Here is a 21,828-nt window from a genome sequence, read left to right on the forward strand (position 1 = left end):
CCATCCGGCAGGATGGGCTTTTTCACTTTATTTGATGCCTGGCAGTTCCCTACTCTCGCATGGGGAGACCCCACACTACCATCGGCGCTACGGCGTTTCACTTCTGAGTTCGGCATGGGGTCAGGTGGGACCACCGCGCTACAGCCGCCAGGCAAATTCTGTTTATCAACACACTTTTAGTCTGTCGATGTCATCTGTATCAGGCTGAAAATCTGTCTCTTCGCCAAAACATCTTCGGCGTTGTAAGGTTAAGCCTCACGGTTCATTAGTATCGGTTAGCTCAATGTATCGCTACACTTACACACCCGACCTATCAACGTCATCGTCTTTAACGTTCCTTCAGGAGACTTAAAGTCTCAGGGAGAACTCATCTCGGGGCAAGTTTCGTGCTTAGATGCTTTCAGCACTTATCTCTTCCGCATTTAGCTACCGGGCAGTGCCATTGGCATGACAACCCGAACACCAGTGATGCGTCCACTCCGGTCCTCTCGTACTAGGAGCAGCCCCCTCAATTCTCCAGCGCCCACGGCAGATAGGGACCGAACTGTCTCACGACGTTCTAAACCCAGCTCGCGTACCACTTTAAATGGCGAACAGCCATACCCTTGGGACCTACTTCAGCCCCAGGATGTGATGAGCCGACATCGAGGTGCCAAACACCGCCGTCGATATGAACTCTTGGGCGGTATCAGCCTGTTATCCCCGGAGTACCTTTTATCCGTTGAGCGATGGCCCTTCCATTCAGAACCACCGGATCACTAAGACCTGCTTTCGCACCTGCTCGAGCCGTCACTCTCGCAGTCAAGCTAGCTTATGCCTTTGCACTAACCTCCTGATGTCCGACCAGGATTAGCTAACCTTCGTGCTCCTCCGTTACTCTTTAGGAGGAGACCGCCCCAGTCAAACTACCCACCAGACACTGTCCGCAACCCGGATCACGGGTCCACGTTAGAACACCAGCCATTAAAGGGTGGTATTTCAAGGTTGGCTCCACGCAGACTGGCGTCCACGCTTCAAAGCCTCCCACCTATCCTACACATCAAGGACCAGTGTTCAGTGTCAAGCTATAGTAAAGGTTCACGGGGTCTTTCCGTCTTGCCGCGGGTACACTGCATCTTCACAGCGAGTTCAATTTCACTGAGTCTCGGGTGGAGACAGCCTGGCCATCATTACGCCATTCGTGCAGGTCGGAACTTACCCGACAAGGAATTTCGCTACCTTAGGACCGTTATAGTTACGGCCGCCGTTTACCGGGGCTTCGATCAAGAGCTTCTCCTTACGGATAACCCCATCAATTAACCTTCCGGCACCGGGCAGGCGTCACACCGTATACGTCCACTTTCGTGTTTGCACAGTGCTGTGTTTTTAATAAACAGTTGCAGCCAGCTGGTATCTTCGACTGATTTCAGCTCCACGGGTAAACCGCTTCACCTACATATCAGCGTGCCTTCTCCCGAAGTTACGGCACCATTTTGCCTAGTTCCTTCACCCGAGTTCTCTCAAGCGCCTTGGTATTCTCTACCTGACCACCTGTGTCGGTTTGGGGTACGATTTCGTGTTACCTGATGCTTAGAGGCTTTTCCTGGAAGCAGGGCATTTGTCACTTCAGCACCGTAGTGCCTCGTCATCACACCTCAGCGTTAAAAGGTACCGGATTTACCTGGAACCTCCGCCTACATGCTTAAACCGGGACAACCGTCGCCCGGCCGACATAGCCTTCTCCGTCCCCCCTTCGCAGTAACACCAAGTACAGGAATATTAACCTGTTTCCCATCGACTACGCCTTTCGGCCTCGCCTTAGGGGTCGACTCACCCTGCCCCGATTAACGTTGGACAGGAACCCTTGGTCTTCCGGCGTGCGGGTTTTTCACCCGCATTATCGTTACTTATGTCAGCATTCGCACTTCTGATACCTCCAGCATGCCTCACGACACACCTTCAACGGCTTACAGAACGCTCCCCTACCCAACAACACATAGTGTCGCTGCCGCAGCTTCGGTGCATGGTTTAGCCCCGTTACATCTTCCGCGCAGGCCGACTCGACCAGTGAGCTATTACGCTTTCTTTAAATGATGGCTGCTTCTAAGCCAACATCCTGGCTGTCTGTGCCTTCCCACATCGTTTCCCACTTAACCATGACTTTGGGACCTTAGCTGGCGGTCTGGGTTGTTTCCCTCTTCACGACGGACGTTAGCACCCGCCGTGTGTCTCCCGTGATAACATTCTTCGGTATTCGCAGTTTGCATCGGGTTGGTAAGTCGGGATGACCCCCTAGCCGAAACAGTGCTCTACCCCCGAAGATGAATTCACGAGGCGCTACCTAAATAGCTTTCGGGGAGAACCAGCTATCTCCCGGTTTGATTGGCCTTTCACCCCCAGCCACAAGTCATCCGCTAATTTTTCAACATTAGTCGGTTCGGTCCTCCAGTTAGTGTTACCCAACCTTCAACCTGCCCATGGCTAGATCACCGGGTTTCGGGTCTATACCCTGCAACTTAACGCCCAGTTAAGACTCGGTTTCCCTTCGGCTCCCCTATACGGTTAACCTTGCTACAGAATATAAGTCGCTGACCCATTATACAAAAGGTACGCAGTCACACCCGAAGGTGCTCCCACTGCTTGTACGTACACGGTTTCAGGTTCTTTTTCACTCCCCTCGCCGGGGTTCTTTTCGCCTTTCCCTCACGGTACTGGTTCACTATCGGTCAGTCAGGAGTATTTAGCCTTGGAGGATGGTCCCCCCATATTCAGACAGGATACCACGTGTCCCGCCCTACTCTTCGAGTTCACAACCTGTGCATTTTGGTGTACGGGACTATCACCCTGTACCGTCGGACTTTCCAGACCGTTCCACTAACACACAAGCTGATTCAGACTCTGGGCTGCTCCCCGTTCGCTCGCCGCTACTGGGGGAATCTCGGTTGATTTCTTTTCCTCGGGGTACTTAGATGTTTCAGTTCCCCCGGTTCGCTTCATTACGCTATGTATTCACGTAATGATAGTGTGACGAATCACACTGGGTTTCCCCATTCGGAAATCGCCGGTTATAACGGTTCATATCACCTTACCGACGCTTATCGCAGATTAGCACGTCCTTCATCGCCTCTGACTGCCAGGGCATCCACCGTGTACGCTTAGTCGCTTAACCTCACAACCCGAAGATGTTTCGTAAAACACCATCGTGTTGCGAAAATTTGAGAGACTCGAACACACTCTTTTTCATTTCTTATTACGGAGAAATGAAACAGTGTGTCGTTTCAATTTTCAGCTTGATCCAGATTTTTAAAGAGCAAAACTTCGCAGTGAACCTTTTCAGGTACACTCTGAAGTTTTTTTGATTTGTTGCAGTAAAGATGGTGGAGCTATGCGGGATCGAACCGCAGACCTCCTGCGTGCAAAGCAGGCGCTCTCCCAGCTGAGCTATAGCCCCATCGAATGAATCTCTTTTAACCTTAATTCGTTTTCGGGCGCGGCGTGGTGAAGCGAAGCATACTGAAGTATGCGAGCTTTGCCACAACAAAGCACGAGAGCGAATTTGGTAGGCCTGAGTGGACTTGAACCACCGACCTCACCCTTATCAGGGGTGCGCTCTAACCACCTGAGCTACAAGCCTGCAGAGATTTTCTTACTGCTAATTTTCATCAGACAATCTGTGTGAGCACTACAAAGAACGCTTCTTTAAGGTAAGGAGGTGATCCAACCGCAGGTTCCCCTACGGTTACCTTGTTACGACTTCACCCCAGTCATGAATCACAAAGTGGTAAGCGCCCTCCCGAAGGTTAAGCTACCTACTTCTTTTGCAACCCACTCCCATGGTGTGACGGGCGGTGTGTACAAGGCCCGGGAACGTATTCACCGTGGCATTCTGATCCACGATTACTAGCGATTCCGACTTCATGGAGTCGAGTTGCAGACTCCAATCCGGACTACGACATACTTTATGAGGTCCGCTTGCTCTCGCGAGGTCGCTTCTCTTTGTATATGCCATTGTAGCACGTGTGTAGCCCTACTCGTAAGGGCCATGATGACTTGACGTCATCCCCACCTTCCTCCAGTTTATCACTGGCAGTCTCCTTTGAGTTCCCGGCCGAACCGCTGGCAACAAAGGATAAGGGTTGCGCTCGTTGCGGGACTTAACCCAACATTTCACAACACGAGCTGACGACAGCCATGCAGCACCTGTCTCAGAGTTCCCGAAGGCACCAATCCATCTCTGGAAAGTTCTCTGGATGTCAAGAGTAGGTAAGGTTCTTCGCGTTGCATCGAATTAAACCACATGCTCCACCGCTTGTGCGGGCCCCCGTCAATTCATTTGAGTTTTAACCTTGCGGCCGTACTCCCCAGGCGGTCGACTTAACGCGTTAGCTCCGGAAGCCACGCCTCAAGGGCACAACCTCCAAGTCGACATCGTTTACGGCGTGGACTACCAGGGTATCTAATCCTGTTTGCTCCCCACGCTTTCGCACCTGAGCGTCAGTCTTTGTCCAGGGGGCCGCCTTCGCCACCGGTATTCCTCCAGATCTCTACGCATTTCACCGCTACACCTGGAATTCTACCCCCTCTACAAGACTCTAGCCTGCCAGTTTCGGATGCAGTTCCCAGGTTGAGCCCGGGGATTTCACATCCGACTTGACAGACCGCCTGCGTGCGCTTTACGCCCAGTAATTCCGATTAACGCTTGCACCCTCCGTATTACCGCGGCTGCTGGCACGGAGTTAGCCGGTGCTTCTTCTGCGAGTAACGTCAATTGCTGAGGTTATTAACCTCAACACCTTCCTCCTCGCTGAAAGTACTTTACAACCCGAAGGCCTTCTTCATACACGCGGCATGGCTGCATCAGGCTTGCGCCCATTGTGCAATATTCCCCACTGCTGCCTCCCGTAGGAGTCTGGACCGTGTCTCAGTTCCAGTGTGGCTGGTCATCCTCTCAGACCAGCTAGGGATCGTCGCCTAGGTGAGCCGTTACCCCACCTACTAGCTAATCCCATCTGGGCACATCCGATGGCAAGAGGCCCGAAGGTCCCCCTCTTTGGTCTTGCGACGTTATGCGGTATTAGCTACCGTTTCCAGTAGTTATCCCCCTCCATCGGGCAGTTTCCCAGACATTACTCACCCGTCCGCCACTCGTCACCCAAGGAGCAAGCTCCTCTGTGCTACCGTTCGACTTGCATGTGTTAGGCCTGCCGCCAGCGTTCAATCTGAGCCATGATCAAACTCTTCAATTTAAGTTTGATGCTCGTGAATTAAACTTCGTAATGAATTACGTATGTTCACTCAGAGACTTGGTATTCATTTTTCGTCTTGCGACGTTAAGAATCCGTATCTTCGAGTGCCCACACAGATTGTCTGATAAATTGTTAAAGAGCAGTGCCGCTTCGCTTTTTCTCAGCGGCGCGGGGTGTGCATATTACGCCATCCCGCTACGAAGTCAAGCATTTAATTGTGCTTTCTTCGTCGAAGTTCTCAGTGGAACCCCGCTGACCCGGCGGCTTGTAATCCGTTGTTCCGTGTCAGTGGAGGCGCATTATAGGGAGTTATTTCAGGCTGACAAGGGGAAATTTAAAATAATTTTCCGAGTGATTATTTTTTATACTTTACGTTTATTTTGACACCGCTTTGTGGGTTAACTGAGCGATTTCCCGCGCGAAACCCGCAACCTGTTCCCAATCGGTATACACCACTTCTTTATTCGCATCCGTTTCACCGCCTGACATCTTCATTATCAGTTGGATCATAACGCGGTCATACCAGCGATAACGGGGATACCGCAAAGCACCGGCAATAACTGCGCTACGATCTGGCCGCCACGGCGAACTCATCAGGAACTTGCGCGCATAGCTGTTAGTTTGAGGCGTACGTTTTTCCGGTTTACGGGCAACCAGGTTAACGGAGTAGAACGCACTCGGCATCGCATTCAATCGCGTGGCATGCTTTTTCACAAATTCCTGGAAAGCAGCATGGTAATGACCATAGCGAATCGAGGCGCCAATCACCACGCTGTCATAATTTTGCCAGTCGGGCTCCGCGGTACGATGCAAATTAAGCACATCCGCCCAAACACCCAGCTCTTTGAGCTCAGAAGCCAGATACTCGGCGATTTCGCGCGTTTGTCCGTCCCGGGAAGAAAAAAGAATCAGTGTTTTCACGTGTTACTCCATTATTCACGCCAGAAGGTAGGTGTAAAAAGTACCAGCAGAGTAAAGACCTCCAGACGACCAAACAGCATATTGGCAATCAGGATCCACTTCGCTACGGGGTTCATACTGGCAAAGTTGTCGGCAACAACCCCCAGCCCGGGCCCCAGGTTATTCAGCGTCGCGACCACAGAGGCAAACGCAGAGAAGTCATCTACGCCGGTCGCAATAATCGCCAGCATACTGATAATAAAGACCAGCGCATAAGCAGAGAAGAATCCCCATACGGCTTCAAGAATTCGCTCCGGCAACGCACGATTCCCCAGCTTGATACTGTAAACCGCATTCGGGTGTACCAGTCGTTTCAATTCACGGTTACCCTGTTTAAACAGCAGCAGGATACGAATCACCTTCAAGCCACCGCCCGTCGACCCGGCACACCCGCCGATAAACGCAGAACACAGCAACAGCACCGGTAGGAACAGCGGCCAGCGGGCAATACTATCTGTAGTAAATCCGGCAGTCGTCGCCATCGACACTACCTGGAAAAAAGCCTGGTTGATGGTCGTGAGCGCCGACCCATAGGTATTATGTATCCACAACACCAGCGTACAGACAACCACCAGCGTCAACTGTACGCCGATGAACATACGGAATTCCGGATCGCGCCAGTAGACCTTCAGACTACGCCCGCTTAATAAAGAGAAGTGCAGACCATAGTTACAGCCGGAGATCAGCAAGAAGATAGCAATAATCGTATTAATCGTGGGACTGTCGAAATATCCCACGCTGGCATCGTGTGTGGAAAAGCCGCCGATAGCAATTGTGGCAAAGCTGTGCCCAATGGCATCAAACGCGGGCATCCCGGCAAACCATAGCGCCAGCGCACAGGCCACCGTCAGTAATACATAGATAAGCCACAGCGTTTTTGCTGTTTCGGCAATACGCGGGCGCATTTTATTATCTTTCAGCGGTCCGGGCATTTCTGCCCTATAGAGCTGCATGCCACCCACGCCAAGAATAGGCAGGATAGCCACTGCCAGCACGATGATCCCCATCCCGCCGAACCATTGCAGCATCTGGCGATAAAAGAGAATCGCGTGTGGCAATGAATCAAGCCCCACCAGCGTCGTCGCACCTGTGGTAGTTAATCCGGAAAAGGATTCAAAAAAAGCGTCGGTTATCGTGAGGTTAGGACTTTCCGAAAAAATGAATGGCAACGCACCCACGCTCCCCAGCACGGTCCAAAATAAAACAACAATCAGAAATCCTTCGCGCGATTTCAGCTCGCCCTTCTCTTTACGGTTTGGCCACCACAGCATAGAGCCAATAGCCAGAGCAACGAAGAAAGTTTGGGTAAATGCACGCCCAGCCCCATCGCGATAAATGAGCGCTACCAGTCCGGGGATAATCATTGTCCCCGAGAATAAGATGACCAGTAGTCCAACGATTCGGGTGATGGCGCGAAAATGCATCTCTGCCGCTTCCTTAGTTCTTTAAAATGAGGTGGGGATTATTCTTCAATCGCTAACAATTGCAATGAACCACGACTAAAATCCGCCAGTTTTGCCGAAAATCCATCCACTTTGGCATAAGGAAGCGCCACCCTGAGCCGAACAAAAGCCTGGTAATCACTGGCAATGACTTTACCGTCAAACTGCCCCAACAAAGCTTCAATACCTGCCAACTGACCGTACTCACACTGCAAAGTATATTCGGTTAATGGCGTCTTGCGCTGTGTCGTTAACTGCCGCAGCGCCTGATTCACACCACCACCATAGGCTTTTACCAGTCCCCCCGTACCCAGAAGGATACCGCCGTAGTAGCGCACCACCACCGCGGTAATCTCACCGACGCCGCTCCCCATCAGCTGTGCGAGCATCGGTTTGCCTGCCGTACCCGCCGGTTCGCCATCATCGGAAAATCCCAGCTGTTGCGAGTCATTGGGCGCACCAGCCACCCACGCCATACAATGATGACGGGCGTCCGGGTGTTCCGCTTTAACTGACTCAACAAACGCTTTTGCCGCTTCTACACCGTCCGTATGGGCGATCAGCGTAATGAAGCGGCTTTTTTTGATCTCTTCAACGACGCATACCGGCGCCGCAGGGATTAACCAACTGTCCATTACGCCAGTTTTAAATCCCGGGTCATGTTTTCGATATTGTTTTCGTGGACCACCACGTTGTCCTCAATACGAATACCGCCGAACGGTTTCAGGGCTTCGATTTTCTGCCAATTGAAGTGTTTGCTGAACTGCCCTTCACGCCACGGTGCCAGCAGCGATTCAATAAAATAGATGCCCGGTTCGATCGTCAAAACCATGCCCGGTTGCAAAACGCGGGTGCAACGCAGATAAGGATACTTCGACGGCGCAGCCAGGTGGGTACCGCTGTCATCCTGCATAAAGCCAGCAACATCATGTACCTGCAGGCCCAGCGGGTGACCAATACCGTGCGGCATAAACGGCCCGGTAAGATCGTTTTCAACCATCGCTTCTTCACTCATATCGGTGATAATTTGATGCTTACGTAGCAGTTTCGCGATGCGCTGATGGAACTGAATGTGGTAGTCCACATAGCTGGCGCCCGCTTTCATCGTGGCAATCAACGCCAGTTGCTCGTCATTCACATCCTTCACCAGATGCGCATAGTCGTTGTCGCTTTTCGCCGACCAGGTGCGCGTCAGGTCTGCCGCATAGCCGTTATATTCCGCACCTGCGTCCAGCAGGAAGCTACGGATTTCAGACGGAGCCTGATGATCCAGCTTGGTATAGTGCAAAACCGAAGCATGCTCGTTAAGCGCCACGATATTGCTGTACGGCACGTCGGTGTCGCGATGACCGGTAGCCGTCAGGTAAGCGAGGTTAATGTCAAACTCGCTCATTCCGGAACGGAACGCTTCTTCCGCGGCACGGTGTCCATTCACCGCCATTTTCTGCGCTTCGCGCATACAGGCCAGTTCGTAATCCGTTTTATAAGCACGGTAATAATGCAGGTAGTCGATCACCCCTTTCGGGTTGATGTTACTGGCCGCGATGTCCAGTTGCAGCGCGCGTTCCGGAACGGGACCGATGTAACCGATATTGCCGCGAGCAGCAGGCAGTTGGCTACCAATACCATCCGCTTTTGGCAGCGCGATGATCTCGATCTCTTCCGTCCAGAAGGAGGTCGGCAGCGGCTCAACGTTGTGCCAGTAATCAACCGGCAGGTAGAACCACAGCTTTGGCTTATTCACACCATCCACCAACAACCAGCAGTTAGGAACCTGCGTTACAGGCACCCAGGCTTTGAACTGCGGATTGACCTTAAACGGATATGGATGATCGTCGAGAAAGACGTTAATCAGCTCACCTGAATGAATAAGTAACGCATCCAGCTTATAGCGTTCCAGCGCGTCGCGCGTCCGTTCTTGTAGGGTAACGATATGATTTTTATAGAGTGCGGCCAGTGATTCCATTTTCTATCCTTCTGTTTTTTTGACCTCAAGTCTCCGCATCTTAGCACATCGCCTTGTGAGTGCGTGATTTCTACCGAGCGTGATCAAATCGTCATTTCTTTAATCATTCATTTGCATTTTTTTAACACAAAATACACACTTCGATTCATCTGGTATGACCAGATCACCTTGCGGATTCAGGAGACTGACATGCTTTACAAAGGCGACACCCTGTACCTCGACTGGCTGGAAGATGGCATCGCCGAACTGGTGTTCGATGCCCCTGGTTCGGTCAATAAACTCGACACGGCCACCGTTGCCAGCTTGGGCCATGCGCTTGACGTGCTGGAAAATCAACCGAATTTAAAAGGGCTGCTGCTGCGTTCTAACAAAGCAGCCTTTATTGTTGGTGCCGATATCACCGAATTCCTTTCACTGTTCCTCGTGCCTGCAGAGCAGTTGAGCCAGTGGCTGCATTTTGCTAACAGCGTCTTTAACCGCCTCGAAGACCTGACTGTTCCGACCCTCTCAGCGGTAAACGGCTACGCACTGGGCGGCGGCTGCGAGTGTGTCCTGGCAACCGATTATCGCCTGGCAACACCAGACCTGCGCATCGGCCTGCCGGAAACTAAGTTGGGTATCATGCCGGGCTTTGGCGGCTCCGTACGTATGCCACGTATGCTGGGCGCAGACAGCGCTCTGGAAATTATTGCTGCGGGTAAAGATGTTGGCGCTGAGCAGGCGCTGAAAATCGGCCTGGTCGATGGCGTAGTGAAGCAAGACAAACTGCTTGATGGCGCGATTGCGGTATTACGACAGGCAATTAATGGCGATCTCGACTGGAAAGCCAAACGTCAGCCGAAACTGGAGCCGTTGAAGCTCAGCAAAATTGAAGCGGCCATGAGCTTTACCATCGCTAAAGGTATGGTGGCGCAGACGGCAGGTAAGCACTATCCCGCACCGATTACCGCAGTGAAAACCATTGAAGCAGCGGCCCGTTTTGGTCGTGAAGAAGCGCTGAATCTGGAAAATAAAAGCTTTGTGCCACTGGCGCACACCAGTGAAGCTCGCGCGCTGGTTGGGATCTTCCTGAACGATCAGTTCGTGAAAGCCAAAGCCAAAAAACTCACCAAAAATATTGATGCGCCAAAGCAAGCGGCAGTGCTGGGCGCAGGTATTATGGGCGGCGGCATCGCGTACCAGTCAGCCTGGAAAGGCGTGCCGGTTGTGATGAAAGATATCAATGACAAATCATTAACGCTCGGTATGACCGAAGCAGCCAAGCTACTGAACAAACAGCTTGAACGCGGCAAAATTGACGGTCTGAAAATGGCGGGCGTAATTTCCACCATTCATCCTACCCTCGACTACAGCGGTTTCGAACGTGTGGATGTGGTAGTTGAAGCGGTCGTGGAAAATCCGAAAGTGAAAAAAGCGGTGCTGGCGGAGACTGAAGACAAAGTTCGCCCGGATACGGTACTGGCTTCGAATACCTCCACCATCCCAATCAACGAACTGGCCAGCGCGCTCAAGCGCCCGGAAAACTTCTGTGGGATGCACTTCTTTAACCCAGTACACCGCATGCCACTGGTTGAGATCATTCGCGGCGAGAAAAGCTCGGATGAAACCATCGCCAAAGTTGTCGCATGGGCAAGCCAGATGGGCAAAACGCCAATTGTGGTCAACGACTGCCCCGGTTTCTTCGTGAACCGCGTGCTGTTCCCGTATTTTGCCGGTTTCAGCCAGCTGCTGCGCGACGGAGCGGATTTCCGCAAAGTCGACAAAATCATGGAAAAACAGTTTGGCTGGCCAATGGGTCCGGCTTACCTGCTGGACGTGGTGGGTATTGATACTGCACATCACGCGCAGGCGGTAATGTCTGCAGGTTTCCCACAACGGATGCAGAAAGATTATCGCGACGCGATAGACGCCCTGTTTGATGCTAACCGTTTCGGGCAGAAAAACGGTCTTGGATTCTGGCGCTATAAAGAAGACAACAAAGGCAAGCCGAAGAAAGAAGAAGATGCCACCGTTGATGGTTTGCTGGCAGATATCAGCCAGCCTAAACGCGACTTCAGTGATGAAGAGATTATCGCCCGCATGATGATCCCAATGGTCAACGAAGTGGTGCGTTGTCTGGAAGAAGGCATTATCGCCAGTCCGGCAGAAGCCGATATGGCACTGGTGTATGGCCTGGGCTTCCCTCCGTTCCACGGCGGCGCGTTCCGCTGGCTGGATACGCTCGGCAGCGCGAAGTATCTCGATATGGCCCAGCAATATCAGCACCTCGGAGCGCTGTATGAAGTTCCGGCTGGTCTGCGTGATAAGGCGCGCCATAACGAACCGTATTATCCCCAGGTTGAGCCTGCCCGCCCGGTTGGCAGCCTGAAAACGGCTTAAGGAGTCACAATGGAACAGGTTGTAATTGTTGATGCGATCCGTACCCCGATGGGCCGTTCGAAAGGGGGCGCGTTTCGTAACGTGCGGGCAGAAGATCTCTCCGCACATTTAATGCGTAGCCTGCTGGCTCGTAATCCGGCACTGGATCCAACCGCGCTGGATGACATTTACTGGGGCTGTGTGCAGCAAACGCTGGAGCAGGGTTTCAACATCGCCCGTAACGCCTCGCTGCTGGCGGAAATCCCGCACTCCGTTCCGGCGGTCACCGTGAACCGCCTGTGCGGTTCATCAATGCAGGCGCTGCACGACGCGGCACGTATGATCATGACCGGCGATGCACAGGCGTGCCTGATTGGTGGCGTGGAGCATATGGGCCATGTACCAATGAGCCACGGCGTTGATTTTCACCCAGGCATGAGCCGCAACGTAGCAAAAGCTGCGGGGATGATGGGCCTGACCGCAGAAATGCTTTCGCGCATGCACGGCATCAGTCGTGAAATGCAGGACGCCTTCGCCGCACGTTCACACGCCCGCGCCTGGGCCGCCACACAGTCCGGCGCCTTTAAGAATGAAATCATCCCAACCGGTGGTCATGACGCAGACGGCGTGCTGAAGCAGTTTAACTACGATGAGGTTATTCGCCCGGAGACAACCGTTGAAGCGCTGTCCACCCTGCGTCCGGCGTTCGATCCGGTGAGCGGAACGGTCACTGCGGGTACCTCCTCCGCGCTCTCCGACGGCGCAGCGGCAATGCTGGTGATGAGCGAAAGCCGCGCCCGTGAGCTGGGTCTGACGCCGCGTGCCCGTATTCGTTCGATGGCTGTTGTCGGCTGCGACCCCTCAATCATGGGTTACGGTCCGGTTCCGGCCTCAAAACTGGCGCTGAAAAAAGCGGGACTCTCCACCAGCGACATCGGCTTGTTTGAAATGAACGAAGCCTTTGCCGCCCAGATCCTGCCGTGTATTAAAGATCTGGGGCTGATGGAGCAGATAGACGAGAAGATCAACCTCAACGGCGGCGCAATCGCCCTGGGCCACCCACTGGGATGTTCCGGTGCGCGTATTAGCACCACCCTGCTCAACCTGATGGAACGCAAAGACGTGCAGTTTGGTCTGGCGACGATGTGTATCGGGTTAGGGCAGGGCATCGCAACGGTATTTGAGCGAGTTTAATCAAAGATAAATTCCCCTAAATAATTCGCGCTGCATCGCGGCGGCAACTGAGCGAATCCCCGGGAACATAGATAACTATGTGACCGGGGTGAGAAAAGGCAGCCAACAAAGAAGCAGTGTGAATTATGACGGGGAAAGGTTTAGTTGCCGTTCTTCCCGCCTGTCAGGGGCGGGTTTTTTATTACTAAATGAATGCAAAAGCATCGCCAAACAGACGGTCTTCACGCGCACTGCGTTCATTGCAGAACAGATCGCGCGCGATTTTGGCCATCTCAAAACGACCAGCAATGTAGATATCGTGTTCCGCCAGAGTACCGTAATCCTGCAATACTGCCGTTAACACGGTGCCCGTACGACCACGCCAGCCGTCTTCAGGCTGTTCCACCACCGGCTCAACGCGCAGGTTCGGGTGATTAACTGACAACGCTTCCAGCTCAGAGAGATCGTAGAGATGTTTCTCTTCGCGCCCACCCCAGTAAATGGTGATATCGCGGTTGGGATTACGCGCCAGCGCGGTGAGCAGAATGGAACGCACGTAAGAAAACCCCGTGCCGCCTGCGATCAGGATCAACGGGCGCTCGTCTTCATCACGCAGCCAGGCTTCGCCATGCGGAATATCGACCTTGATCTCCCGGTCTTTCAGAATGCGGTCCATCACGGCCATGGCATAAAGATTTAGCTCAGAAGCGCCAACGTGCAGCTCAATGAATCCTTTCTCGTCCGGCGTTGATGCCATGGAGAACGGACGCTTATCCCTTTCGTCCATCACGACCATTAAATACTGGCCAGCACGAAAGGAAAACGCCGCGTCAGGCACTAAACGAACGCGATATACGGTGTCAGTGATAGCTTCTACCGAGGTCACTTTACAGCTTAAGGTTGTCATGCGCTCTCTCTGTCGGATCAATAGGCAAAATGATCGCGCCTCAGGCGCTTTTGCCGTCATTAAAGATGGCCAGTTCATCCCAAATAGCGTCAATACGCGCAGTCACTTCAGGATCTTTTTTAATCGGACGTCCCCATTCACGTTGGGTTTCGCCCGGCCATTTATTTGTGGCATCCAGCCCCATTTTTGAACCAAGGCCGGAAACCGGCGAGGCAAAGTCCAGGTAATCAATTGGCGTATTCTCTACCAGTACCGTATCCCGGGCAGGGTCCATACGGGTAGTAATTGCCCAAATCACATCATTCCAGTCACGTGCGTTGACGTCATCATCGCAGACAATAACAAATTTGGTGTACATAAACTGGCGCAAAAACGACCAAACACCCATCATGACGCGTTTAGCATGGCCAGCGTACTGTTTTTTCATCGTCACCACTGCCAGACGGTATGAACAGCCTTCCGGAGGCAGGTAAAAATCGACGATTTCCGGGAACTGCTTTTGCAGAATAGGAACAAATACTTCGTTCAACGCCACGCCGAGCACTGCTGGCTCATCAGGCGGACGTCCGGTATAGGTAGAGTGATAAATAGCATCTTCACGCTGGGTAACATGCGTCACGGTAAAGACCGGGAAGCTATCTACTTCGTTGTAATACCCGGTATGATCGCCATACGGCCCTTCCGGGGCCAACTCACCCGGCTCGATATACCCTTCGAGCACAATTTCAGCGCTGGCGGGTACTTCCAAATCGTTGGAAATACATTTGACCACTTCGGTCTTGGTACCACGTAACAGCCCGGCAAATGCATACTCGGATAATGTATCTGGGACGGGCGTGACGGCCCCCAGAATGGTCGCAGGGTCTGCACCCAGCGCAACTGAAACCGGGAAGCGCTCACCAGGATGCGCCGCGCACCATTCCTGATAATCGAGCGCTCCGCCGCGGTGGGACAGCCAGCGCATAATGAGCTTATTTTTGCCAATCAACTGCTGGCGATAGATACCCAGATTCTGCCGCTCTTTATGCGGGCCGCGCGTTACGGTTAGCCCCCAGGTAATCAGCGGCGCCGCATCTTCCGGCCAGCAGGTCATAATCGGAATACGATTTAAATCAACGTCATCGCCGGAGAAGACCTTTTGCTGACAAGGCGCACCGCGCAACCGCTTAGTCGGCATGTTCAGCACCTGCTTAAACTGCGGCAGCTTATCAAACAGGTCGCGGAATCCTTTCGGTGGCTCTGGCTCTTTCAAAAACGCCAACAGTTTACCGACTTCCCGTAATGCCGAGACATCTTCTTGCCCCATACCCATCGCAACACGCTTCGGTGTGCCAAACAGGTTACACAACACCGGCATTGAATAGCCTTTAGGATTCTCAAACAGTAACGCAGGCCCACCGGCACGCAGGGTGCGGTCGGCAATTTCAGTGATTTCCAGGTGGGGATCCACCTCAAGCGAAATGCGTTTGAGCTCGCCCTGCTGTTCAAGCAGCGTCAGGAAGTCGCGTAAATCGTGATATTTCATGGCGTCCATTGTGGCCTCTTCGTAAGCGCTTCATTATACGGCGTTCATCATTGTGATGCTGTATTTTTGTTAAATTAGCGTGAACTCTGGCGATGCATTTAAGCTCTGGGAGTATATACCCATTGGGTTTCAGCCTGCTTTGAGACAGGTATAATTAACTTAACTCATGGCTTTTGCTATGCTGGCGCTCAGAACAAGCGGATAAGAGTTATTATGCAAGCCTGGTATTTACTGTACTGCAAACGTGGGCAACTTCAGCGAGCCCAGGAACACCTGGAAAGGCAGGCGGTGAACTGCCTGACGCCTATGATCACCCTGGAAAAAATGGTGCGCGGTAAACGTGCCACGGTCAGTGAACCGCTATTCCCTAATTACATGTTTGTCGAGTTCGACCCAGAAGTGATCCACACCACTACCATCAATGCCACGCGTGGTGTCAGTCATTTCGTACGTTTCGGCGCAACGCCAGCGACCGTCCCTTCTCCCGTTATTCACCAGCTTTCCATCTACAAGCCTGAAGGCATTGTTGATCCGCAGACCCCTCAGCCTGGGGACAGTGTGATTATCACTGAAGGGGCGTTTGAGGGGTTAAAGGCGATTTTCACCGAGCCGGATGGCGAAGCGCGCTCCATGCTGCTGCTTAACCTGCTGAATAAAGAGATTAAGCAGAGCGTGAAAAATACTGGCTTTCGAAAAATATAAGCCGTTAGAAGGCCACTTCGAACAGCGTTCTGACGTTAGCATCAATGGTTGCTGACAACCATTGAGGATCTTCTCCGCGCCAGTGTGCAATACGCTCAAGAATATGTGGCAGGTGCGCCGGTTCATTGCGCCGTGAGGCTGGTTTCGGCATTAAGTCGCGAGGAAGTAGATAAGGCGCATCGGTTTCTATCAGCAGTCTTTCCACCGGGATAAACGGCAGCAGCTCCCGTAGTTCCATTCCCCGGCGCTCATCACAGACCCATCCGGTAATACCGATATAAAGTCCTCGGTCCACGCAGTCCTGCATCTCCTGACGCGAGCCGGTGAAACAGTGCAGCACTGCGCCGGGGAGGCTATCCAGCCACGGCTCCAGTAATGTCAGAAAACGCGCATGCGCATCCCGACAATGCATGAAAATCGGCATCTGCAGTTCAGCGGCAATGCGAAGCTGTGCCTCAAACGCACGCTCCTGCTCTTGCGGGGTGGAGAAATTACGATTGAAATCCAGGCCGCATTCACCAATAGCAACCACCTTCGACTGGTTTGCCAGCGCGATAATCTCGTCTTCCGTTGAGGATTGCCATTGACTGCTGTTATGGGGATGCACGCCAGCCGTGGACCAGCAATGCGGATAATGTTGCGCCAGCTTTAACGCTTGCTGACTTTCGTGCAGGTTTGTTCCGGTCAGAAGCATACCGTTTACGCCCGCAGCAAAGGCGCGCGCCACGACCTCATCCCGGTCTTTCGCAAATTGTGAACTGGTTAAATTAACGCCAATATCAAACATGCTTCCTCCCATATGACAACCGCCCTGACGGGCGGTTGAATTTATTCTTCAGTTTTCTCAGTGGCTTCGGCTTCTTTTGCTTCTTCAGCCTCGTTGTCCTCATCTCGCGTACGTCGCTTACCGACATAGAAACGGGAGAAGAAAACACCCACCTCGAACAGGCAGTACATCGGTATCGCCAACAGCGTTTGCGAGAAAACATCCGGCGGGGTCAGTAACATCCCGACGACAAATGCCCCAACTACAACGTAAGGACGTTTCTTGCGTAAATCGTCAGGCGTCGTAATGCCCATCCAGCATAGCAGGACGATGGCAACCGGAACCTCAAAAGAGACACCGAAAGCCATAAACAGCGCCATGACGAAGCTGAGATAGCTGGCAATGTCCGTCGATACCTGTACACCTTGCGGAGCCGTGTTGGCCAGAAAACCAAACGCCAACGGGAAGACGACAAAGTAGGCGAATGCCATGCCGATATAAAACAATAACGAACTGGAAACCAGCAGTGGCACCACCAGGCGACGTTCATGTTTATACAAAGCTGGCGCAATGAATGCCCACACCTGGTAGAGGATCACTGGCGCTGACAGGATCAGCGACACCATGAAGGTCAACTTGATCGGGGTAAAGAACGGCGAGGCCACATCAGTGGCAATCATCGTTGCGCCCTGCGGCATCTGTTTAATCAGCGGCGCTGCAACCATATGGTAAATGTCGTTGGCAAAATAAACCAACGCCAGAAAGATCACGATTACCGCAATAATGCAGTTCAGGAGTCGCTTACGCAGCTCAATAAGATGCGTGATGAGCGGTTGGGTATCTTCTACAGACATGTTTACGGTTTATCACTCGACGAGGGTGAGGATTCGACAACAGGTGCGGCAGCTTTCTTTTCTGCATCCATCAACGTGGCGGAAGCGTTTTCCGTCGGCTCTGGCGTTGTAGCACCCGTGGATTCCGGTTTTTGCTCCGGCGAACTGGCCTGGTTTTCAGCGGCGGCAGGGGTGACCCCTTCTCGCTGCGCTTCACCTTCTTTCACCACCGGATTGTGGATAGTGTGCGCTTCATCGCTCGCTTTCTCAGGATCGTGCACGCTGTATGAACGCTTCATCGATTCTGCCGCTTCACGCAGCTCATCCATTGAGGCTTTCAGCTCCGGGGTCAGATTTGTCAGGCTCGCTTTCTCTACTTTCTTCAGGCTGTCCTGAAACTCCTGAAGCTTAAGCTCCTGGGTCAGTTCATTCTGAACAGTAGTTGCCAGGGAACGTAAAGCACGCACCCAGCCAGCAACCGTTTTTACCGCTACGGGTAATCGTTGCGGCCCCAGAACGATGAGGCCGATCACGAACACCAATAACAGTTCGCTAAAACCGATATCAAACACGGATTATACCTGCTCTTTATCTTGGCTTTTGGCGTCTTCCTTTTTCACTTCGCCCTGCTTATCGGTGATGGATTTAGCTGTAAAATCAGCGTCCTGGCTGGTTTTATCTTGCTTAGGCTCATCATCACCCATCGCTTTTTTGAAGCCTTTAATCGATGCGCCAAGATCGGAACCGATGGAGCCGAGTTTCTTGGTGCCAAATAGCAGTACAACGATGACGGCAATGATCAACAACTGCCAAATACTGATACCACCCATACATGTTCCTCTGTCATAGATGATGAATTAATAAGACCGTAGTATACGTTACACGGCCTGCCTTGGGCGATGAAAAATTCAGCGCATTTTGCGCCAGCCGATTAACCAGGCCAGGACACCGCCTGCCATCAACCAGCCCGGCATAAGCCCCCACTCAGGACGGCTTACCAGCAGGAATGTTCCACTTAGCAACAATGTTGCGCCAATGCCCAATAAATAACGGGATTGTCCCTGACGTACATGATTCGCGTGAAGCTCGCGGGCAATCTTATCAACACTGTGCTGTAAATATTTGCCCTGGCGCAAACTGTCATACACCAGTTCAGGTATTTCTGGCATTTTTTCGACCCAGAACGGTGCTTTTTCTTTAAATGCCCTGACAAGTGCCGGAATACCGACCTGATCTTTGATCCAGGATTCGAGGAATGGCTTAGCCGTTTTCCATAAATCTAGCTGCGGATAGAGCTGTCGTCCGACACCTTCAACATACAGCAGCGTCTTCTGAAGCAATACCAGTTGAGGCTGAACTTCCATGTTGAATCGGCGCGCAGTGTTGAACAGATTCAACAGCACATGACCAAAGGAAATTTCCGCCAACGGCTTTTCAAAAATCGGCTCACACACGGTACGAATGGCAAATTCGAACTCTTCAACGTTGGTATCCGGCGGAACCCAGCCAGAATCCACGTGCAGTTCAGCAACTTTGCGGTAGTCACGGTTAAAGAACGCGATGAAGTTTTCAGCCAGGTAGCGCTTATCTTCTTTGTTTAAAGAACCCACTATCCCACAATCAATACCAATGTATTTCGGGTTTTCAGGGTGCTCATAACTTACGAAAATATTCCCGGGGTGCATGTCCGCATGGAAAAAGCTGTCACGGAAAACCTGAGTAAAGAAGACCTGAACACCGCGTTCAGCCAGCAACTTCATATTGGTGCCGTTCTTCTCAAGCGTGGCGACATCTGAAACGGGAATACCGTAAATGCGCTCCATCACCATCATGTTCTGACTGCAATAGTCGGAGTACACTTCCGGGATGTACAACATCGGGCTGTCTTCAAAATTACGTCGCAGCTGAATCGCGTTCGCTGACTCGCGCAGCAAATTCAGTTCATCAATCAACGTCTTTTCATATTCACGGACCACTTCTGTTGGCCGCAGGCGACGACCATCAGGCAGCAGGCGAGGAACCCAACGAGCAAGGCGATAGATCAGTTTTAAATCCGCTTTGATTACCGGCAGGATGTCCGGGCGAATAACTTTGATCACCACCTCTTTGCCATTCGATTTCAGCCGTGCGGTGTGAACCTGAGCAATAGATGCAGATGCCAGCGGCGTGATCTCAAAATCATCAAACCATTCTTCGACGGGCAGTCCGCCCATCGCTTCTTCGATTTGTTCTTTCGCGCGTTGCCCATCGAATGGCGCAACCCGATCCTGCAGTAGCGCTAGCTGATCGGCGATGTGAGGAGGGAAAAGATCACGACGGGTTGAGAGCATTTGCCCAAACTTGATCCACACCGGGCCAAGTTCCTGTAAAGCCAGTCTCAGCCTTTCTCCCAGTGGTTTATCTTTGTGTCGGTTGGGCATCCAGAACAGCGAGTAACGCCACAGCCGGAGCGGCAGCGTGATACGCATTTTAGGGATGAGTTCATCAAGGCCATAACTTAAAAAAGTGCGAATGATGAAATAAAGGCGCCGTACTTCACCTGGCGTCATTTGGCCTCCAGTTTTTCCAGCCGTGTTGCCAGAGATTCGACCGCGCGCTCAACGGCTGCCGTTTCTTCTGCAAACCATGCAACCTCAAGCGGACCAGGAGCCATGCGCCACTCTTCGGTGAGCGCTTCAGCAACATAGCGCTGCTGGCGTTGAATGTTGCGGCACAGGAACTTCGTTCCACCACGCAACACTTTGCTAACCCCTTCCGCGACGATATCGCCAGTATAGGGCGCTAACAGTTCAGCGGGATCAAACTCCGCCAGATCGGCCAACGCAACAAAGTTCTGTACGACCTGAATATCGCCCTGGACTTCCAGCTCACCGCTGCGAATAAGCTTGGTGAGTTGCTGCCGATCGCGTAGTTTCGGTAACACGCTGGCATGTGTGATTACGGTGCAATCGGCTTCGCCTTCCCATGCCCCCAGCACATCGACCTGGCGCTCACTGAACACCAGAACTAATGGTGTTGAAAATCCTTTGAGATCAACACGTAGCACTTTTCCCTGTAAACGCGTTCTGGCTGACTTGAGCGCAGGGGAACGGTACAGAAAGGTGTTGAGCAGATTTTCAACGCCTGCGGTCACTAAGGGTTTTAAAGGCATCCCCAATCTCCTGTCAGAACTTGTAACCACGATGCAGCGCAACGACACCTGCCGTCAGGTTGTAGTAATCAACGCTTTCGAACCCGGCATCTTGCATCATTGCTTTTAAGGTGTCCTGATCGGGATGCATGCGGATTGACTCCGCCAAATAGCGATAACTGTCTGCATCGCTTGCTACCATTGAGCCAATACGCGGTAGAACGTGGAAAGAGTACGCGTCGTAGGCTTTGCTCAGCGGTTCGATAATCGGCTTAGAGAACTCCAGCACCAGTAGACGCCCGCCCGGCTTCAACACGCGATACATTGAGCGTAATGCTTTGTCTTTATCCGTCACGTTGCGCAGACCGAAAGAGATGGTGATGCAGTCAAACGTGTTGTCAGGGAAAGGTAATGCTTCCGCATTCGCCTGAACGTACTCAACGTTCCCCACTACACCGATATTGCGCAGCTTTTCACGACCCATTTTGAGCATCGAGTCATTGATATCCGCCAGCACAACTTTGCCGGTTTCGCCTACCATGCGAGAGAATTTCGCCGTCAGATCGCCGGTACCGCCAGCCAAATCGAGAACGGTTTGTCCGCGACGCACGCCACTGCAGTCAATGGTGAAGCGCTTCCACAAACGATGAATGCCGAATGACATTAAGTCATTCATAACGTCATATTTAGAGGCCACAGAATGAAAAACGTGGGCCACCATGTCAGCTTTCTGCTCTTTAGCGACGGTCTGAAAGCCAAAGTGCGTCGTTTCTTGTGAATTATCCACCATCTCAGTGCCTGCTCATTCAAAAAATGTTCGAGAAGTGTAACAGATTGGGCC

The 21,828-nt window shown here is 52.3% G+C and carries 16 protein-coding genes, 2 tRNA genes and 3 rRNA genes; 3 read left to right on the forward strand and 18 right to left on the reverse strand.

Annotated elements, in window-relative coordinates:
- Positions 1–36: 36 nt before the first annotated feature.
- From rrf to pepQ, 9 genes are all read right to left on the reverse strand, one after another.
- Positions 37–152, reverse strand: a 5S ribosomal RNA gene (gene rrf, locus NMD08_RS25015).
- Positions 153–244: 92 nt separating this feature from the next.
- Positions 245–3,148, reverse strand: a 23S ribosomal RNA gene (locus NMD08_RS25020).
- A 206-nt stretch (positions 3,149–3,354) separates the two neighbouring features.
- Positions 3,355–3,430 (reverse strand) — tRNA-Ala (locus NMD08_RS25025).
- 106 nt (positions 3,431–3,536) lie between these two features.
- Positions 3,537–3,613 (reverse strand) — tRNA-Ile (locus tag NMD08_RS25030).
- A 71-nt stretch (positions 3,614–3,684) separates the two neighbouring features.
- Positions 3,685–5,225 (reverse strand): 16S ribosomal RNA (locus NMD08_RS25035).
- The 16S, 23S and 5S rRNA genes sit together here with 2 tRNA genes alongside, the layout of an rRNA operon.
- Positions 5,226–5,600: 375 nt before the next feature.
- Positions 5,601–6,146 carry a menaquinone-dependent protoporphyrinogen IX dehydrogenase gene (gene hemG / locus NMD08_RS25040; protein ID WP_151220026.1) on the reverse strand — a complete coding sequence of 182 codons (546 nt, stop codon included), beginning with the start codon at positions 6,144–6,146 and terminating at the stop codon, positions 5,601–5,603.
- Positions 6,147–6,157: 11 nt separating this feature from the next.
- A complete protein-coding gene (trkH, locus tag NMD08_RS25045) occupies positions 6,158–7,609 on the reverse strand; it encodes a Trk system potassium transporter TrkH (protein WP_151220027.1) in 1,452 nt (483 codons plus the stop codon).
- 38 nt (positions 7,610–7,647) lie between these two features.
- A complete protein-coding gene (locus NMD08_RS25050; protein WP_370619256.1) occupies positions 7,648–8,262 on the reverse strand; it encodes an IMPACT family protein in 615 nt (204 codons plus the stop codon).
- Positions 8,262–9,593 carry a Xaa-Pro dipeptidase gene (pepQ, locus tag NMD08_RS25055; protein WP_187254157.1) on the reverse strand — a complete coding sequence of 444 codons (1,332 nt, stop codon included), beginning with the start codon at positions 9,591–9,593 and terminating at the stop codon, positions 8,262–8,264. The genes NMD08_RS25050 and pepQ overlap by 1 nt, the downstream gene beginning before the upstream one ends.
- 189 nt (positions 9,594–9,782) lie before the next feature.
- Between pepQ and fadB the strand changes: the two genes are divergently transcribed.
- The gene (gene fadB, locus NMD08_RS25060) at positions 9,783–11,972 is read left to right on the forward strand and encodes a fatty acid oxidation complex subunit alpha FadB (protein ID WP_370619258.1); all 2,190 of its coding nucleotides are present in this window, start codon (positions 9,783–9,785) and stop codon (positions 11,970–11,972) included.
- Between the two features lie 9 nt (positions 11,973–11,981).
- On the forward strand, positions 11,982–13,145 hold the full coding sequence (fadA, locus tag NMD08_RS25065) for an acetyl-CoA C-acyltransferase FadA (RefSeq protein WP_151220031.1): 1,164 nt from the start codon (positions 11,982–11,984) through the stop codon (positions 13,143–13,145).
- A 184-nt stretch (positions 13,146–13,329) separates the two neighbouring features.
- On the opposite strand, the gene fre is transcribed toward fadA, so the two are convergent.
- Positions 13,330–14,031, reverse strand: a complete 702-nt coding sequence (fre, locus tag NMD08_RS25070) for an NAD(P)H-flavin reductase (protein WP_151225768.1) — start codon at positions 14,029–14,031, stop codon at positions 13,330–13,332.
- A 40-nt stretch (positions 14,032–14,071) separates the two neighbouring features.
- Positions 14,072–15,565 (reverse strand): 4-hydroxy-3-polyprenylbenzoate decarboxylase, encoded by a 1,494-nt coding sequence (gene ubiD / locus NMD08_RS25075; protein WP_187254155.1) that lies wholly within the window; start codon positions 15,563–15,565, stop codon positions 14,072–14,074.
- A 204-nt stretch (positions 15,566–15,769) separates the two neighbouring features.
- Between ubiD and rfaH the strand changes: the two genes are divergently transcribed.
- Entirely contained in the window at positions 15,770–16,258 is a 489-nt protein-coding gene (gene rfaH, locus NMD08_RS25080) for a transcription/translation regulatory transformer protein RfaH (protein WP_151220032.1), read from the forward strand.
- A gap of 4 nt (positions 16,259–16,262) precedes the next feature.
- On the opposite strand, the gene tatD is transcribed toward rfaH, so the two are convergent.
- The 7 genes from tatD to ubiE form a co-directional block, all read right to left on the reverse strand.
- A complete protein-coding gene (gene tatD / locus NMD08_RS25085) occupies positions 16,263–17,045 on the reverse strand; it encodes a 3'-5' ssDNA/RNA exonuclease TatD (protein WP_151220033.1) in 783 nt (260 codons plus the stop codon).
- Between the two features lie 41 nt (positions 17,046–17,086).
- Positions 17,087–17,878, reverse strand: a complete 792-nt coding sequence (gene tatC / locus NMD08_RS25090; protein ID WP_003017884.1) for a Sec-independent protein translocase subunit TatC — start codon at positions 17,876–17,878, stop codon at positions 17,087–17,089.
- A 2-nt stretch (positions 17,879–17,880) separates the two neighbouring features.
- Positions 17,881–18,429, reverse strand: a complete 549-nt coding sequence (gene tatB / locus NMD08_RS25095; protein ID WP_151220034.1) for a Sec-independent protein translocase protein TatB — start codon at positions 18,427–18,429, stop codon at positions 17,881–17,883.
- Positions 18,430–18,432: 3 nt separating this feature from the next.
- Positions 18,433–18,687 (reverse strand): Sec-independent protein translocase subunit TatA, encoded by a 255-nt coding sequence (gene tatA / locus NMD08_RS25100; protein ID WP_003017888.1) that lies wholly within the window; start codon positions 18,685–18,687, stop codon positions 18,433–18,435.
- Between the two features lie 78 nt (positions 18,688–18,765).
- Positions 18,766–20,406, reverse strand: coding sequence for a ubiquinone biosynthesis regulatory protein kinase UbiB (gene ubiB, locus NMD08_RS25105; RefSeq protein WP_151220035.1), 1,641 nt, complete (start codon positions 20,404–20,406; stop codon positions 18,766–18,768).
- Entirely contained in the window at positions 20,403–21,008 is a 606-nt protein-coding gene (ubiJ, locus tag NMD08_RS25110; RefSeq protein ID WP_370619260.1) for a ubiquinone biosynthesis protein UbiJ, read from the reverse strand. The genes ubiB and ubiJ overlap by 4 nt, the downstream gene beginning before the upstream one ends.
- 13 nt (positions 21,009–21,021) lie before the next feature.
- A complete protein-coding gene (ubiE, locus tag NMD08_RS25115; RefSeq protein ID WP_003017897.1) occupies positions 21,022–21,777 on the reverse strand; it encodes a bifunctional demethylmenaquinone methyltransferase/2-methoxy-6-polyprenyl-1,4-benzoquinol methylase UbiE in 756 nt (251 codons plus the stop codon).
- Positions 21,778–21,828: the final 51 nt, after the last annotated feature.

Origin of the sequence: Citrobacter meridianamericanus (assembly GCF_041320245.1) — a bacterium.
Taxonomy (GTDB): Bacteria; Pseudomonadota; Gammaproteobacteria; order Enterobacterales; family Enterobacteriaceae; genus Citrobacter; species Citrobacter meridianamericanus.

What these genes read in the sequence shown, in the direction of transcription:
- trkH (WP_151220027.1), bottom strand. Translation starts at nt 7,609, where the DNA reads ATGCATTTTCGCGCCATCACCCGAATCGTTGGACTACTGGTCATCTTA.
- NMD08_RS25050 (WP_370619256.1), bottom strand. Translation starts at nt 8,262, where the DNA reads ATGGACAGTTGGTTAATCCCTGCGGCGCCGGTATGCGTCGTTGAAGAG.
- pepQ (WP_187254157.1), bottom strand. Translation starts at nt 9,593, where the DNA reads ATGGAATCACTGGCCGCACTCTATAAAAATCATATCGTTACCCTACAA.
- fadB (WP_370619258.1), top strand. Translation starts at nt 9,783, where the DNA reads ATGCTTTACAAAGGCGACACCCTGTACCTCGACTGGCTGGAAGATGGC.
- fadA (WP_151220031.1), top strand. Translation starts at nt 11,982, where the DNA reads ATGGAACAGGTTGTAATTGTTGATGCGATCCGTACCCCGATGGGCCGT.
- fre (WP_151225768.1), bottom strand. Translation starts at nt 14,031, where the DNA reads ATGACAACCTTAAGCTGTAAAGTGACCTCGGTAGAAGCTATCACTGAC.
- ubiD (WP_187254155.1), bottom strand. Translation starts at nt 15,565, where the DNA reads ATGGACGCCATGAAATATCACGATTTACGCGACTTCCTGACGCTGCTT.
- rfaH (WP_151220032.1), top strand. Translation starts at nt 15,770, where the DNA reads ATGCAAGCCTGGTATTTACTGTACTGCAAACGTGGGCAACTTCAGCGA.
- tatD (WP_151220033.1), bottom strand. Translation starts at nt 17,045, where the DNA reads ATGTTTGATATTGGCGTTAATTTAACCAGTTCACAATTTGCGAAAGAC.
- tatC (WP_003017884.1), bottom strand. Translation starts at nt 17,878, where the DNA reads ATGTCTGTAGAAGATACCCAACCGCTCATCACGCATCTTATTGAGCTG.
- tatA (WP_003017888.1), bottom strand. Translation starts at nt 18,687, where the DNA reads ATGGGTGGTATCAGTATTTGGCAGTTGTTGATCATTGCCGTCATCGTT.
- ubiB (WP_151220035.1), bottom strand. Translation starts at nt 20,406, where the DNA reads ATGACGCCAGGTGAAGTACGGCGCCTTTATTTCATCATTCGCACTTTT.
- ubiJ (WP_370619260.1), bottom strand. Translation starts at nt 21,008, where the DNA reads ATGCCTTTAAAACCCTTAGTGACCGCAGGCGTTGAAAATCTGCTCAAC.
- ubiE (WP_003017897.1), bottom strand. Translation starts at nt 21,777, where the DNA reads ATGGTGGATAATTCACAAGAAACGACGCACTTTGGCTTTCAGACCGTC.